Raw genomic sequence first — 15,056 nt, forward strand, 5'->3', positions numbered from 1 at the left:
ATCCTACGGGCGGAGGGAGATCGTTCAGACGATCCCCTCAGTCCGTTCTTCGTTTAAGCGGAGCATTCGTGCGGCAACCGCCCCCGGAACGGGTGAACTGGTGGTATGTAAGCTGGATGTGAGGAGAGCCACACGATTATTACGGCGCATATAATAGGAAAGTTTGCCGCTGAATATCTTGTGGGCACACAGGGACGAGGCGAAATCCTCCGGAGTTACGAAGCAGGAGGGCTTGGCCACCGGATGCACGGCCGTTTCTTCAAATACAGAGGCTACAAATTGTGAGCAGAAAAAAGCATCCTCCCTGTCGATCCGGATATTCAGCAGCACACCCACCAGGCCTAGCAGATGATATTTATAGCGCTCCTGATTCTGCATCATACCTTGGACATGGTTGTACATGGTGTCATACTCTTCGGCACTGACTCTAAGCTGATAGATGGCACAGTCTGCACTGCTGTAGAACGGATGGATAAAGTTCTCATGGATCAGTCCGGCGATAAACGGATTGTGCACTCTTTTTCTCCCGAAGCTGTAGACCTCGCGCAGTTCACTGTCAAAGGCGATCGAAGCATGATTCAGCTCTGCTTTGGTGAACCATTTAATAATTCCGCTGAAGGCCGTACCCGTTCCGGTAAGCACAACATAGATATCTCTATTTGCAGTCATCTTCGAAATCCCTTTCTGCTGGAAGTAATGGATAATCCGGTAAAAAATATTGCTGAGGTACTTCCATCTTACTGTATAAATCAGCTTTGTAAAACAAACTTTAGTCTTAGATAGAAACTAGACTTAAGGCTAAGTTCCTCCATCCCAGTATTGCATCCTCCCCAACCCTTCCGAAACTCTGCGAAGCTGGTGGTAGAGTGCATAGACCTGGCAGAAGCCGCTAACTATAAGCTGTAGCAAAAACAATTGGAAATGCTTCCACTTACGTGATACAATAATAGTCAAAATGACATTCTTGATTTGAGGAGGATTATTTTAATGACTGAACAAGCAAAAAAAGATCAAGCCATTCATAAAGAAGAAAACTCGACGGTGGACAACCTGGCCATCACTACGATCCGTACACTTGCTATTGATGCGATTGAAAAAGCAAATTCCGGACATCCCGGCATGCCAATGGGTTCCGCACCTATGGGATACCAGTTGTTCGCCAAGACGATGAATCATAACCCGGATCACCCAACTTGGGTAAACCGTGACCGTTTTGTATTGTCCGCCGGACATGGCTCCATGCTGCTCTACAGCTTACTTCACCTGAGCGGCTATGATCTGCCGATGGAAGAATTGAAGCAGTTCCGCCAATGGGGCAGCTTGACACCGGGACATCCGGAGTTCGGCCACACTGCAGGTGTAGATGCGACAACCGGTCCGCTTGGACAAGGTATCGGTATGGCTGTAGGTATGGCGATGGCTGAAGCGCAGCTGGGTGCTACTTACAATAAAGACGAACATAATGTAATTGACCATTACACATATGCGATCTGTGGCGATGGCGACTTGATGGAAGGGATCTCTTCCGAGTCCGCTTCGCTTGCCGGCCATTTGAAGCTGGGCAAACTGATTGTAATGTACGATTCCAATGATATTTCCCTCGACGGCAAGCTGAACCTCGCGTTCTCCGAGAATGTGGCCAAACGTTTCGAAGCTTACGGCTGGCAGGTTCTGCGCGTAGAAGACGGCAACGATCTTCCTGCACTCGGTAAGGCTCTTGCCGAAGCTCAAGCAGACAGTAGCAAACCAACATTGATCGAAGTGAAGACCGTTATCGGCTACGGCAGCCCGAACAAACAAGGTAAAGGCGGACATGGCGGTACTCACGGTTCCCCGCTGGGTGCTGATGAAGCGAAGCTTACGAAGGACTTCTACAAATGGGTATATGAAGAAGATTTCTTTGTACCGGACGAAGTGCGCGCCAGCTTTGCTGAAGTGAAGGCCAAAGGAATCGCGGCTAACAAAGCATGGGATGAGAAGTTTGCAGCCTACAAGAAAGCTTATCCTGAGCTTGCAGCACAGCTTGAGACTGCACTCAGCGGCGAGCTTCCTGAAGGCTGGGATGCCAATCTGCCATTCTACAAAGCAGAAGACAAAGCAGTGTCCACCCGTGTAGCTTCCGGTAATGCGCTGAACGGTTTGACTGCCGGTATCCCGCAGCTGGTTGGGGGTTCTGCTGACCTTGAGAGCTCGACGATGACTCACTTGAACGGTCTGTCCCAGTTCACTTCGGAATCTTATGACGGCCGTAACATTTACTTCGGCGTCCGTGAATTCGGTATGGCTGCGGCTATGAACGGAATTGCACTGCACAGCGGTCTCAAAGTATTCGGCGGTACGTTCTTCGTATTCACGGATTACCTGCGTCCGGCTGTCCGTCTGGCTTCCATCATGAAGCTGCCGGTAACCTACGTGCTCACGCATGACAGTATCGCTGTCGGTGAAGACGGCCCTACCCATGAGCCGATTGAACAGCTGGCTTCCCTGCGTATCATTCCAGGCCTTACGGTGCTTCGTCCGGCTGACGGTAACGAAACTTCAGCAGCCTGGGCTTATGCTATGGAGAACACTGCAAATCCGGTAGCGCTGGTACTGACCCGTCAGAACCTGCCGATCCTGCCAGGAACAGTGGAAGGCGTACGTGATAACATCAAACGCGGCGGTTATGTAGTATCTGATTCCAAGAACGGTACTCCACAGGCTCAGATCATTGCTACAGGCTCTGAAGTACAACTGGCTGTTAAAGCTCAGGCTGCTCTTGCCGAAGAAGGTATCGATGTTCGTGTAATCAGCTTGCCGAGCTGGGATCTATTCGAGAAACAGGACAAGGCTTACCGTGATTCCGTAATTCTGCCTGAAGTGAAAGCCCGCCTGGCGATTGAAATGGCACAAACCTTCGGCTGGGAACGTTATACAGGCGATCAAGGCGACATCCTGGGTATCACTACCTTCGGCGCATCCGCCCCTGGCGATACAGTAATCAGAGAGTATGGCTTCACCGTGGAAAATGTAGTCAGCCGCGTGAAAGCCCTGCTATAATAGACCGATTAACCTTAAAGGGGAGAATAAGCATATGAGTCAGTTCACCAATGCGACAATTCAAAAAGCAGCGAACATCTATTACGACGGAAAAGTTACCAGCCGTACAGTTACTTTAGAGGACGGCACCAAGGTGACACTCGGCATTATGCTGCCTGGAGTGTATGAATTCGGCACAGAAGGTCCAGAGACGATGGAAATCCTCTCCGGCAATCTTAAAGTACTGCTTCCCGGTACTGACGTGTGGAAAGACATCGACGGAACAGAAACGTTCCATGTTCCCGGCAACTCCAAGTTTGCGCTGGAGGTCTTCGCATTAACTGATTATTGCTGTTCTTACCCGATTGTGTAATTCAAAGCACTGAAATGAAGAAGTATTCCGGAGCCCTTGCTTCCGGGGTGCTTCTTTTTTTATTCCACTATTCGACAAAAGAAGAATATATTTAATCCATTATTGACGAAATAGATACATTCTCATATACTTCCACTATCAATTTGCCAACTGGCGCTTCTGCTAGTAAAAAGATAGAGGAGATGGGGATGTGAGCAAGTCAGGCTTTTGCAAGGAAATACATAAGGTTGCGCTATTATTGTTCAGTTGTCTATTATCGCTACTGATATTTGTACCTTCAGGGACAATCTATGCAGGGGCAAATATAGTGAATCCCAATCAGGTCTATTCCTATACCCTTATGCAAAGGGATATTGAGAGATTAGTAGCGGAATACCCCGACCTGGTATCATCCGAATCTTTGGGGGAGACTCCGTATGGACGTCAGCTGTGGGCTGTGAAGCTGGGGCGGGGAGAATCTGCGCTGTTTCTTAACGGTTCCCATCATGCCAGAGAATGGATGACCAGCAGCCTGTTGATGAAAATGACCGACACTTACGCCCAGGCTTATGATAATAATGAGACGATAGGCGGCTATAACGTACGCAGTTTACTGAATGAAGTCAGCATTTGGATCGTACCGATGGTCAATCCGGATGGGGTTGCCTTGTCCCAGCAAGGGACGGCAGGACTGCCGGCTGATTTGGCCCAGATGCTGCGTAAATATAACGGGAACAGCAGCGATTTTACCCGCTGGAAAGCAAATATGCAGGGAATTGATCTTAACCGCCAGTATCCGGCGAACTGGAACAGCATTAAGAATGCAGGTTCGTATCCATGGTATCAGAATTATAAGGGAAAGATGCCGGGGGAAGCTCCTGAAGTGCAGATGATGATGAACTTTACGCAAAGAATTGATCCGGAAGTAACGATTTCTTATCATAGCTCCGGTGAAATTATTTTTTGGCACTTCAACACACCCGGCAGCAATGTGAACCGCGACAAAGCCATGGCCAGATCGCTTGCCAATCTGACCGGATATTCTCTGGTCGCTCCTGAGAAGAATCCTTCGGGCGGCGGATATAAGGATTGGTTCATCCAGGAATACGGCCGTCCAGGATTCACGATTGAAATTGCAAGCTATGCAGGGGAGAGCAATGTTCCGTTAAGACAGTTCAGCGGCATCTGGTCTGAGAACAAGGTGGTTGGATTGTATTCTGCAGGACAGTCCTATTCCTTGTGGCTGAATAAGCAAAAGGCGGAGTATCTGCAGCAATCCATGAGCCTGCTGGCGGGCACGGAGCTTTATACGAAGATAGGGGCTTCTGCCGGAGGTATCCCTCTGCAGCCGCAGCAGCTTCAAGTCATTGCCAGGAAGGGTGACTGGTATCAGGTTCAGGCAACGGAAGGACTGGGATGGATTCATCCGTCCCCCGGGAAGCTGGCCATCATCGAGGAGATTACGGCAAATGCCGGATGGAGCGAACGTATACCTGCTTATCAGTATCCGGATGCATACTCGCCGAAAGTAACCTTTCTCGATCCGCAGACCGTCCCGGTATCGGGAAGATGGGGGACCTGGCTGCTGGCTTTGACGCCGGGCGGGAACCTGTGGATTGACGGGCGTAAGGCAACGATTACCTGGCCCGAAGAGGAGATAGTGCAGGATCCGGCAACAGGTGCCGGGATAACCGGAGGAGAACAGCCGGAAAGTGCTGCGGGTACTCTTTGAACAATGATAGGATCTTTACACTGTGATATTTAGCCTTCCGGGGGGCTGCTGTTGTCACAGGAATCTCTCGATCAAAGAGCTCAGGTAACTTTTTTGAAATCCTGCCCGGAATACAACATTTTCCTCATTAAATCAGCCCGAATCCATTTCATACAACAATTCTCCTGTACACCCAGGTATCGAGGAATCAGAGTTATATAACTTACAACATGTATGTCTACAGCGTTACTAAGACTAAGAAGTCTACATTCTGCAGGCAACGAATTAGCCTTTATAATTATGTATTTACAGATGCTCCGCTAATTAGCGGGGCTTTTTGGTGTGAAATAGGAAGCGTATATTCATATGTTAATGCTTGCCATATAACCGGAAATTTGTTACCATTATATAAGAACGTATGTTTGCTAATGGTTATTTAGGGTTGTTCAGAGGAGTGGAATATATATGCGGTACTCAGATAATTACATAAGCTTCAACTATGAGGAAGCCGGGAAGGGCAAGCCATTGCTGATCATTCACGGTAACGGTCCGGATCACCGGATGATGGCCGCATGTATGGAACCACTGTTCACAGAGCAGGATCACTATAGGCGGATATATATTGATCTTCCCGGAATGGGCATGTCACCAGGAGCAGACTGGATCAGATCCTCAGATGATATGCTGCAGGCGGTGAAGCTGATGATTGAAGCCTTGATTCCCGGAGAACGTTTCATACTTGCCGGCCAATCCTATGGCGGATATCTGGCGAGAGGATTATTACGGGATTACGCGGAGCTTATTGATGGCTTGTTGCTGCTCTGCCCATGTATCATTGCTGAATCCTCCAAGAGGACGCTTCCTCGCCATGAAGTGATGGAACATGATGAAGAATTGCTGGGAGAACTAAGCGCAGCGGACAGGGAAGAATTCATTTCCATTGCAGTCGTTCAGAATAGAGCAATATGGGAGCGGTTCGAGCATGAGATACTAAGCGGACTGAAGCTGGCAGATGAGGCCTTTATGGAACGGATAAAAGCGGCAGGCGGATATTCGTTCAGCTTTGACGTGGATGCTGTCCCGCGCTTTGACAAGCCGGCTCTAATTATAACAGGAAGACAGGATTCGCTGACAGGGTTCAAGGATGCGTGGAAGCTGCTGGATGTCTATCCGCATGCGACTTTCGCCGTGCTCGACCGTGCCGGCCATAATCTGCAGCTGGAACAGGAAGAGCTGTTCGCGGTGATGACCAAAGAATGGCTGGCCAGAGTAAGCAGCGGCAGTTAGCGGCAATTAAAGAGAAGTTTGTTTTATATAATGCTGCATTTAAAAAGCGCAGCCAGAAATCCGGCTGCGCCTGCAGGAATTGTTGATTGAGTATGGTTTATTATTTCTGGTCAGCCTTGCCGCCGATCTTCTGGCCGATCCAGTCTTCGTAAGATTTCACCACAGCAGACAGGTCTTCATCCCCGTAGCCGTGATTGAAGCCCGCCTGGAACATACTCTTGGCGACACCAAGCATAGGCGAAGGTACGCCGGTAGAATCGCTGAGCGAGGATGCCAGCTTGAGATCCTTGAGCATCAGAGCAAGGGAGAACTGGTTGCTGAAATCATTATCAATAATCTTCTGTCCCTTCAGCTCAGCCTGCTTGCTGCCTGCCGATCCGTTCTTCACCAGCTCGAGGAACTTATCTGCGGGAACACCTGATTTCACGGCGATGGAGAAGCCTTCGGCGAGGGCGACATTATGAATGCCGACCATGGCATTGTGAGCGAGCTTGGCTACGGCACCGCTGCCGTTAGCACCCATATGCAGCAGCAGTCTGCCCATGGAGTCAAAGATATCACGGTGCTCTTCAATCACTTCGGCGCTGCCGCCAACCATGAAGACCAGTGTGCCTTCGATGGCAGCAGGTTTGCTGCCCGTTACCGGAGCATCGAGGAAGCTGCCGCCCCGTTCTTCTACAGCTGCGGCAATTTCCTTTGCGAGCCCGGGGGAGATGGTGCTTGAATCTACGACGGTTGTTCCCGGCTGGAGGACAGCCAGAATACCGTTATCACCGTAGAATACTTCCCGGATCGAATCATCATTGCTGATCATGGTGATAATAACATTCTTGCCTTCAGCCGCAGCCTGCGGAGTTGCGGCAACCTTCGCGCCTTCCTGCTCCAGAGGTCTGCATTTCTCTGCTGTGCGGTTGTACACCGTAACCTCAAAGCCGCTGCGCAGCAGGTTAGACGCCATAGGCGCTCCCATCGTTCCGAGTCCGATAAAGCCGATCTGTTTCATTTCATTTCCACCTTTGCTCTTTGAGATCATAATATAGAAACTAAGTTTGTCTACATTCTATCAGAAGGTCCTGGCATGTTCCACAGAACAGGTTTCCGGTTCCGGGCAGTAAACGCTTCCATGAAATTTTCATAAACATGGTTCCAAAGCCGGGGATATGCCTTAAGACCTTGCCAGTCAAGGCAAATTAAAGTATCCTAGATAATAATGTTGCAACAAACGGTGTCAAATCTAAAGAGATAAACAGGAGGCTACCATTACCGATGTCCAAGAAGATTAATTTTGACTACACCAAAGCCCTTTCCTTCTTCAGCCAGACTGAGATTGACTATTTCGCCGCTCCGGTGAAACTGGCCCACGAACAGCTGCATAACAAGAGCGGAGCCGGCTCCGATTACCTGGGCTGGATTGATCTCCCTACAGCGTACGACAAGGAAGAATTCGCCCGTATTCAGCAGGCTGCCAAGAAAATCCAAAGTGATTCCGATGTACTGATCGTTATCGGTATCGGCGGATCTTACCTGGGAGCACGCGCAGCTATTGAGGCGCTTTCGCATTCGTTCTACAACAACCTGTCCAAGGACAAGCGCAAGACTCCGGAAGTTTATTTTGCCGGCAACAACATCAGCTCTACCTACATCACACATTTGCTTGATCTGGTAGAAGGCAAAGACTTCTCCGTGAACGTAATCTCCAAATCGGGTACGACTACTGAACCGGCTATTGCCTTCCGTATCTTCCGTGCAGCACTGGAGAAGAAATACGGCAAGGAAGAAGCCCGCAAACGTATCTACGCAACTACAGACAAGGAGAAGGGCGCACTCAAGAAGCTGGCTAACGAAGAAGGCTACGAGTCGTTCATTATTCCTGATGATGTAGGCGGACGTTATTCCGTTCTGACACCGGTAGGCCTTCTGCCAATCGCTGTAGCTGGAATCAACATTGAAGAAATGATGCAAGGGGCCGCAGCTGCAGCCGATGAGTTCAACAATCCGGATGTAGCTACGAACCAGAGCTATCAATATGCCGCAGTACGTAACGCACTTTACCGCAAAGGCAAGACTACGGAAATCCTCGTGAACTACGAGCCGTCCCTGCACTTTGTATCTGAATGGTGGAAACAGCTCTACGGAGAAAGCGAAGGCAAGGATTACAAAGGAATCTATCCTTCCTCCGTTGACTTCTCGACAGACCTGCACTCCATGGGTCAGTTCATTCAAGAAGGTAACCGCAATATCTTTGAAACGGTTATCCAGGTAGAACAGGTACAGCACCATGTATCGATCGAGTCTGATCCTGATGATCTGGACGGACTGAACTTCCTGACAGGCAAGACGATGGACTTCGTGAACAAGAAGGCCTTCCAGGGAACCATGCTGGCGCACACAGACGGCCAAGTGCCGAACCTGATCGTCACTATTCCTGACCAGACGCCTTATACTTTCGGCTATCTGGTGTACTTCTTCGAGAAAGCCTGCGGCATCAGCGGATACCTGCTGGGTGTGAATCCGTTCGATCAGCCGGGCGTTGAAGCTTACAAGAAGAATATGTTCGCATTGCTCGGTAAACCGGGCTACGAGAAAGAAAAGGCAGAGCTGGAAGCCAGACTTACTGAGTAGTTGTAACCATACGCGCAGATCATTCATACTAAATGTAAGTCATCAGGGAGCAGTCCATAGGTAACCATTACCGGGGGCTGCTCCTAATATATATCAAGTTATCATATGTATATTAAGGAATGGACAACAAATGCTGGAACAATACCGGACGGTACGTGCTCCCGGTTCACGGGAAGTCGTAATCCGTAAATCACGCTTCATCGGACATGTAATGCCGGTGGAGAGCGAAGAAGAAGCCGTGCTATTCATTGAAGACATCAAGAAGCAGCACTGGAACGCTACACATAACTGTTCTGCTTATATGATTGGTGAGAGGGATGAGATCCAAAGACAGTCGGATGACGGTGAACCGAGTGGAACGGCCGGGAAGCCGATTTTGGAAGTAATCCGCAGCCAAAAGGTTAAAAATGTCGCTATTGTAGTTACCCGTTATTTCGGAGGCATTATGCTGGGCGCAGGCGGACTGATTCGTGCCTATACAGACGGCGCAGTGCTGGCACTTGAAGCCGGAGAGGTGATCACCCGTGTGCTGAGGCGGGAGGTGTTCGTGGAAATCGAATACACCTGGCTGGGCAAGGTGGAGAACGCGCTGCGGGGCAGAGGCATCCAGACTGGCGAAACTTTATTTACGGATAAAGTTACGCTGCTATGTCTTCCGCGCAATGATGAAGGTGACGCATTTATCGCATGGATAACCGATCTTACCGGGGCGCAAGCCCAGGTTACGGAAGGGCGGCGGCTTTACTACAGCGAAGGGGAATAAATTTATGGCAAGAAGAGCAGTGGAGCAGGAATTGTCGAGAGAAAGGATATTGGAGGCGGCGAGGCATCTTTTTATAACCAAAGGGTACCGGGCCATTTCGATGCGCAGCATCGGCCAGCATCTGGGTTATAGTCACGGTTCTCTCTATTATCACTTCAAAGAGAAGGCTGAATTATTCTACGCAATCGTAGTCGAGGATTTCAATCATGTGGCCACACTGCTGAATCAGGCAATGAGCATGCCCCCTGAAGAGGGAATGACCCGTGTTGAACAACTGATCATGGAGTTCATCCGTTTCGGGCTGGATCATCCGTACCAGTATGAGATTATGTTCATGATCCGCGATGAAGAGCTGCTTGCCTATTGTAGAGCAGAACAGGGCCGATGTTTCGAGTTGTTTGCAGGTATTGTCCGCCGTCATATGAAGGAAGAGGGATATGTGTCGGAAGACTGGCAAAGTGTGCCGCTGACCCTGTTCTTGTCTGCTCACGGATTTATTTCATATTATATTCAAGATAAGGTGCTGTTCGAAGATGTGAAGCAAGCCGCACTTACGCATGTCAAAGTACTAAGCCGCAGTTTATAATAGCTGTTTTTTTTAGCAATCCGCACTTTAGAGCGTTGCATTGGTATAACATTGATTGGTGAAAGTGTTATAGAAGCTATAAATAATATAGAAAGCAGCTCCGCAGGAACCGGCGAAGCTGCTTTTCTATAAGCTTTTATACGGAATAACGGACTACCCCCCGATGATTTTCAGATAATACTGCCGGTGTCTTGGACCGTCGAACTCACAGAAATAGATCCCCTGCCAGCGGCCCAGCAGCAAGGCTCCATCATGAATAATAATGGTTTGGGAAGGGCCTGCTGTGATTGACTTCAGATGGGAAGCGGTATTGCCCTCGGCGTGGCGGTATTTCGGATGTTCCCACGGATAGACTTCATCCAGGCGCATCAGCACATCATGTTTCACATCCGGGTCGGCGTTCTCGTTAATCGCAATCCCCGCGGTGGTGTGCGGACAATACACTACAATAATTCCGCTTCGCACTGCGCTTTTCTTCACATAAGCTTGGACCTCGCGGGTGATATCCCGTAACTCATCCCGTTTGCTGGTGCTGATCTCCATAGTATGAAGCATAATGAACTCCCCTCTCTTACATAGGCAAAATGAATGTTATATACTTTAACCCAAAAGCTACGAAAGTAATTGACGGCAGCAAGCGGTCTTTGGTAAAGTAGTGATAACTTTAAACCAAGTATATTAATAGGAATAATTACAGCTTTAAAGACGAGTATACCGACCGGATAGCCGGAGGTGGGAGGCTTAACCATTGAATTCGTTGATTAGACACAAAGGCTGGACCTGGGGATTCCGTACAACTATTTTACTTTATTTTGTAGTGCTGATCGTGCTGCCGATACTCGGTGTCTATTACAATTCATTCTCGCTCGGTATTGGCAGTTTTGTCGAGAGTATTATGGATCCGATTGCCTGGAAGTCGGTTTTACTGACGCTTAAGCTGGCGGTTATCGCCACACTCATTAATGTGCTGCTGGGGACGATGATTGCCTGGGTGCTTATACGCTATAAGTTTCCCGGCAAAGCGCTGCTGAACAGCCTGGTTGATCTCCCGTTTGCCCTGCCTACTGCCGTTGGAGGCCTAATGATCCTTCTGCTGCTGGGTCCAGGGAGCCTAATCGGCGGTCTGGCGGAGTCGCTGGGGTTCGAGATTGTTTTTCACCAGCCGGCGATTGTGATTGCCATGGTCTTCGTCACTTTTCCCTTCGTGATCCGGGCGGTGCAGCCGCTGCTGGAGGAGCTGGACGCTTCTGAAGAAGAGGCGGCGTATACGATGGGGGCTAAGCCCAGCCGGGTCTTCCTGCAGGTCATTCTGCCGTCGATGTCACCGGGTATGATTGGCGGGGGGATGCTGGCCTTCTCCCGGGCGCTCGCTGAATTCGGAGCGGTTGTGCTGGTGGCGGGCAATATTCCGGGGCGGACGCTGGTGTCATCGGTATTTATTTTCGGCGAAGTTGAGAGTGATAATCCGGTGGGGGCCGCAGCGGTCTCGATTATTCTCCTGACCTTGTCCTTTCTTATTCTCTGGCTGATTAGTCTGCTGCAGATGCGGGGGAGAAGATCATGAGAAGACTCTGGATTACACTGACGTATCTCGTATTCTTCCTGCTGATTGCCGCGCCGCTGGGTAAAATGACGATCGGTGCCTTCAGCGAAGGCTGGGGCGGCTTCTGGAATGCCCTGACCCGGCCGGAGGCGCTGCACGCGCTGATGATGACCGGATTCGTGGTGGTCGTAGTCACGCTGCTGAATACGCTGTTTGGCATCATGATGGCTTTGTATCTGGTGCGGGCGAACTGGCTGGGACGGCGCCTGAAAAGCCTGCTGAACAGCATCGTTGACCTGCCTTATGCGGTATCGCCGGTGATCGGCGGTCTGATGATCGTCCTTCTGCTGGGGCCGGACAGTGCGCTGGGTGCGCTGTTTGAACAAATCGGAGTGAAGATTGTGTATGCTTTTCCCGGAATGGTCATTGCCACATTGTTCGTGACCTTCCCGCTGATGGTGCGTGAGGTGATGCCGGTGCTGCAGGAGATTGGCTCCCAGCAGGAGGAAGCGGCTTCGACGCTTGGTGCATATGGATGGACCACCTTCTGGAAAGTAACCTGGCCTTCGATCCGCTGGGCCGTGATCTATGGAGTGATTCTGACGGTGGCCCGTTCGCTTGGTGAATTCGGTGCGGTGCTCGTTGTGTCCGGCAATATTATGAACAAAACGCAGACTGCGACCACGCTGGTCTATCAGGATGTCGAGAATTTCAATGTTACGGCTGCGGGCGGTATAGCGCTGGTGCTGGCCGCGTTCTCCGCGGGTCTGCTGCTGTTGATGGAATGGAGCAAGAGAAGAAAGGGTGTGCACTAGTTATGCATGTAGAGGTCCGGGGACTGAATAAGCATTTTGGAGATTTCCACGCCGTGAAGGACGTCAATTTCGGGATTACCAAAGGTCATCTGATCGGGCTGCTCGGCCCAAGCGGAGGCGGCAAAACCTCCATCCTGCGCATGCTGGCGGGACTGGAGACACCGGACAGCGGGGAGATTATTTTCCATGGCAAAACTGTGAATAACTTGCCGCCCCAGGAGCGTGAGATCGGCTTTGTGTTCCAGAACTATGCGCTGTTCAAGCACATGACCGTGTTTGAGAATATTGCCTTCGGGCTGAAGGTGAAAAAGAGTTCGAAAAATGCCATCCGTGACCGCGTGGCCGAGCTGGTGGAGCTTACCGGGCTGAAGAGCTTCGAGAAGCGGTATCCGCATCAGCTGTCAGGAGGTCAGCGCCAGCGGGTGGCTTTTGCCCGGGCGCTCGCGCCTGAGCCGCAGCTGCTGCTGCTGGATGAGCCGTTCGCGGCGATTGATGCCAAGATCCGCCAAGAGCTGCGCTCCTGGCTGCGGGAGCTGATTGAGCGTGTCGGCATAACCTCGATCTTCGTTACCCATGACCAGGATGAAGCGATTGAGGTGGCGGATGAGATTATGATCATCAACCAGGGCCGCCTGGAGCAAAAGGGTACGCCATGGGATATCTACAAGGAGCCGAAGACACCGTTCGTGGCGACCTTTATCGGGGAATCGACGCTGATTGAGAGTGCCTCCGAGCTGAAGGGCTTCAAAGGGGCAGGCGGCGGCAAACCGACCAAGGCACTGATCCGTCCCGAGTATATCGAGGTAGGCCACCTGCATGAATTCAAAATGGCTTCGGCCACCGAGCAGGGCATCGTGAAGCATCTGCATTTCCGCGGCAGCGAATGGCTGGTGGAGGTTGAGGTGAACGGTCATAAGCTGGTAACCTATCGCTCGTTGGAGAAGGAGACGCTGACTCCCGGGCAGGAAATTTCCGTGCTTGTGCACCGCGCCTACCTGTTCAATGATGAACACAGCTGGATTCAGGAGAACGGGCTGAAGGAAGATCCGATGCCTGTATTTATCTAGAAATATTTAAAAATATAAGATGTAGGATGTGTCGCCGGTATGAGGCTTTTCAGAAGGAGCAGACAACTGCACGGCTGGCTGGCTGTCTTAATGCTGGCGGTGCTCACACTGACCGCCGCCGGCTGCGGAAATGAACAGGAAGGTTCAACAGCTGCTGCGGCGCAGCAGGGGGATTTGACCCTGGTGGTCGGTGCGTACAGCGTAGCGAAGGATGCGATGGGTGAAATTCTGCCCTTGTTCGCGGAGGAATGGCAGGCTAAGACCGGCCAAAAAATCGTATTCCAGGAGTCCTATGAGGCTTCCGGAACCCAGGCGCGGGCGATTGCCGGCGGATTCGAGGCGGATGTCACTCTGCTGGCGATGGAAGGCGATGTTGAGAAGCTGGTCAAAGCGGGCCTAGTGGAGAAGAGCTGGAAGGAACGCGGCGAGGCTGGAATGGTCACGCGTTCGGTTGTGGCCTTGGGTACACGGGAAGGCAACCCCAAGGGCATTCATGATTTTGCCGATCTGGCGAAGCCGGGTGTGAAGGTGCTCTATCCGAATCCGAAGACGTCCGGCGGTGCGCAGTGGGACATCAATGCGATCTACGGGGCGGGTCTGAAGCTGTCTGAGGCGCAGGAGGGGGCGAAAGACCCTGCTGCCGCGAAAGCTTTTCTGGAGAGCATACACGCCAACGTGGAGTCTCTGGATAAAAGCGGACGCGCTTCGATGGCGGCCTTCGAATACGGGGTAGGCGATGTAATCGTCACTTATGAGAATGAGCTGCTGGCGCGGATAGCCCAAGGGGTGAAGTATGAGGTGATCATCCCGCAGAATACAATCCTGATCGAGAACCCCGCTGCAGTGGTGGACAAATATGCGGATGAGCATGGCACCCGCGAGGCATCAGAGGCGCTGGTGGATTATCTGACCACGCCGGAGGCGCAGGAGGTCTTCGCCAAATTCGGCTTCCGTCCGGTGAACGAGCAGGTCTACGCGGAGCATGAGAGCCAGTATCCGGTTCCAGCGGGACTGTTCGATATCAGCTACCTTGGCGGCTGGGAAGAAGTCCGTACGACCCTCTATTCCAAGCGTGGAATCTGGTATCAGGTGCTGGCCGGGATTTAGTTGGGAAGTTCGGACGGATACGGTATGACAGATGGTTGCTTATGGGAATCGCAAGATTCGTGATTCCTGCTTGCGGTGAGATGCGGGCGATTATGAGAGCTGGTCTGCGGCGGATGCTGCCGGACGGCTCTTTGTTTTTGTATCGGAATCCCTCTGAATCCGCCGAAAGTGGGCGGTATGAGGAA

14 protein-coding genes are annotated in these 15,056 nt (G+C 51.1%); 11 read left to right on the forward strand and 3 right to left on the reverse strand.

Going from position 1 to position 15,056, the window contains the following annotated elements; genetic code table 11:
- Positions 1-24: 24 nt before the first annotated feature.
- Positions 25-669, reverse strand: coding sequence for a hypothetical protein (locus P40081_RS06975; RefSeq protein ID WP_042134351.1), 645 nt, complete (start codon positions 667-669; stop codon positions 25-27).
- 318 nt (positions 670-987) lie between these two features.
- On the opposite strand from P40081_RS06975, the gene tkt reads away from it, so the two are divergent.
- The 4 genes from tkt to P40081_RS06995 all read left to right on the forward strand — a co-directional run bounded on the left by tkt (position 988) and on the right by P40081_RS06995 (position 6,368).
- Positions 988-3,039: a transketolase gene (gene tkt / locus P40081_RS06980; protein ID WP_042134353.1), complete on the forward strand. Its 2,052-nt coding sequence runs from the start codon at positions 988-990 to the stop codon at positions 3,037-3,039.
- A 34-nt stretch (positions 3,040-3,073) separates the two neighbouring features.
- Positions 3,074-3,391 carry a pyrimidine/purine nucleoside phosphorylase gene (ppnP, locus tag P40081_RS06985; protein ID WP_042134355.1) on the forward strand — a complete coding sequence of 106 codons (318 nt, stop codon included), beginning with the start codon at positions 3,074-3,076 and terminating at the stop codon, positions 3,389-3,391.
- Between the two features lie 307 nt (positions 3,392-3,698).
- Positions 3,699-5,102, forward strand: a complete 1,404-nt coding sequence (locus tag P40081_RS06990; protein WP_052421708.1) for a M14 family metallopeptidase — start codon at positions 3,699-3,701, stop codon at positions 5,100-5,102.
- 444 nt (positions 5,103-5,546) lie between these two features.
- Positions 5,547-6,368 (forward strand): alpha/beta fold hydrolase, encoded by an 822-nt coding sequence (locus tag P40081_RS06995; RefSeq protein WP_042134357.1) that lies wholly within the window; start codon positions 5,547-5,549, stop codon positions 6,366-6,368.
- Positions 6,369-6,468: 100 nt separating this feature from the next.
- Here the strand turns inward: P40081_RS06995 and P40081_RS07000 are convergent, their stop codons facing one another.
- Positions 6,469-7,371, reverse strand: a complete 903-nt coding sequence (locus P40081_RS07000) for an NAD(P)-dependent oxidoreductase (protein ID WP_042134359.1) — start codon at positions 7,369-7,371, stop codon at positions 6,469-6,471.
- Between the two features lie 263 nt (positions 7,372-7,634).
- Between P40081_RS07000 and P40081_RS07005 the strand changes: the two genes are divergently transcribed.
- The 3 genes from P40081_RS07005 to P40081_RS07015 all read left to right on the forward strand — a co-directional run bounded on the left by P40081_RS07005 (position 7,635) and on the right by P40081_RS07015 (position 10,339).
- Positions 7,635-8,990 (forward strand): glucose-6-phosphate isomerase, encoded by a 1,356-nt coding sequence (locus P40081_RS07005; RefSeq protein ID WP_039296447.1) that lies wholly within the window; start codon positions 7,635-7,637, stop codon positions 8,988-8,990.
- A 130-nt stretch (positions 8,991-9,120) separates the two neighbouring features.
- The gene (locus P40081_RS07010) at positions 9,121-9,753 is read left to right on the forward strand and encodes a YigZ family protein (RefSeq protein ID WP_042134362.1); all 633 of its coding nucleotides are present in this window, start codon (positions 9,121-9,123) and stop codon (positions 9,751-9,753) included.
- 4 nt (positions 9,754-9,757) lie between these two features.
- Entirely contained in the window at positions 9,758-10,339 is a 582-nt protein-coding gene (locus P40081_RS07015; protein ID WP_039296452.1) for a TetR/AcrR family transcriptional regulator, read from the forward strand.
- A 153-nt stretch (positions 10,340-10,492) separates the two neighbouring features.
- On the opposite strand, the gene P40081_RS07020 is transcribed toward P40081_RS07015, so the two are convergent.
- The gene (locus P40081_RS07020; protein WP_042134363.1) at positions 10,493-10,894 is read right to left on the reverse strand and encodes a secondary thiamine-phosphate synthase enzyme YjbQ; all 402 of its coding nucleotides are present in this window, start codon (positions 10,892-10,894) and stop codon (positions 10,493-10,495) included.
- Positions 10,895-11,087: 193 nt separating this feature from the next.
- On the opposite strand from P40081_RS07020, the gene cysT reads away from it, so the two are divergent.
- From cysT to P40081_RS07040, 4 genes are read left to right on the forward strand one after another with little or no spacing between them, the layout of a single operon-like run.
- Positions 11,088-11,903, forward strand: a complete 816-nt coding sequence (cysT, locus tag P40081_RS07025; protein WP_042134365.1) for a sulfate ABC transporter permease subunit CysT — start codon at positions 11,088-11,090, stop codon at positions 11,901-11,903.
- On the forward strand, positions 11,900-12,697 hold the full coding sequence (locus P40081_RS07030; RefSeq protein ID WP_042134367.1) for a sulfate ABC transporter permease subunit: 798 nt from the start codon (positions 11,900-11,902) through the stop codon (positions 12,695-12,697). Before cysT ends, P40081_RS07030 begins: the two co-directional genes overlap by 4 nt.
- A 2-nt stretch (positions 12,698-12,699) precedes the next feature.
- On the forward strand, positions 12,700-13,764 hold the full coding sequence (locus P40081_RS07035; protein ID WP_042134369.1) for a sulfate/molybdate ABC transporter ATP-binding protein: 1,065 nt from the start codon (positions 12,700-12,702) through the stop codon (positions 13,762-13,764).
- A 39-nt stretch (positions 13,765-13,803) separates the two neighbouring features.
- Positions 13,804-14,871: a sulfate ABC transporter substrate-binding protein gene (locus P40081_RS07040; protein WP_042134371.1), complete on the forward strand. Its 1,068-nt coding sequence runs from the start codon at positions 13,804-13,806 to the stop codon at positions 14,869-14,871.
- Positions 14,872-15,056 lie beyond the last annotated feature (185 nt).

This window comes from Paenibacillus sp. FSL P4-0081 (assembly GCF_000758565.1).
GTDB classification, from domain to species: domain Bacteria; phylum Bacillota; class Bacilli; order Paenibacillales; family Paenibacillaceae; genus Paenibacillus_AQ; species Paenibacillus_AQ phytohabitans.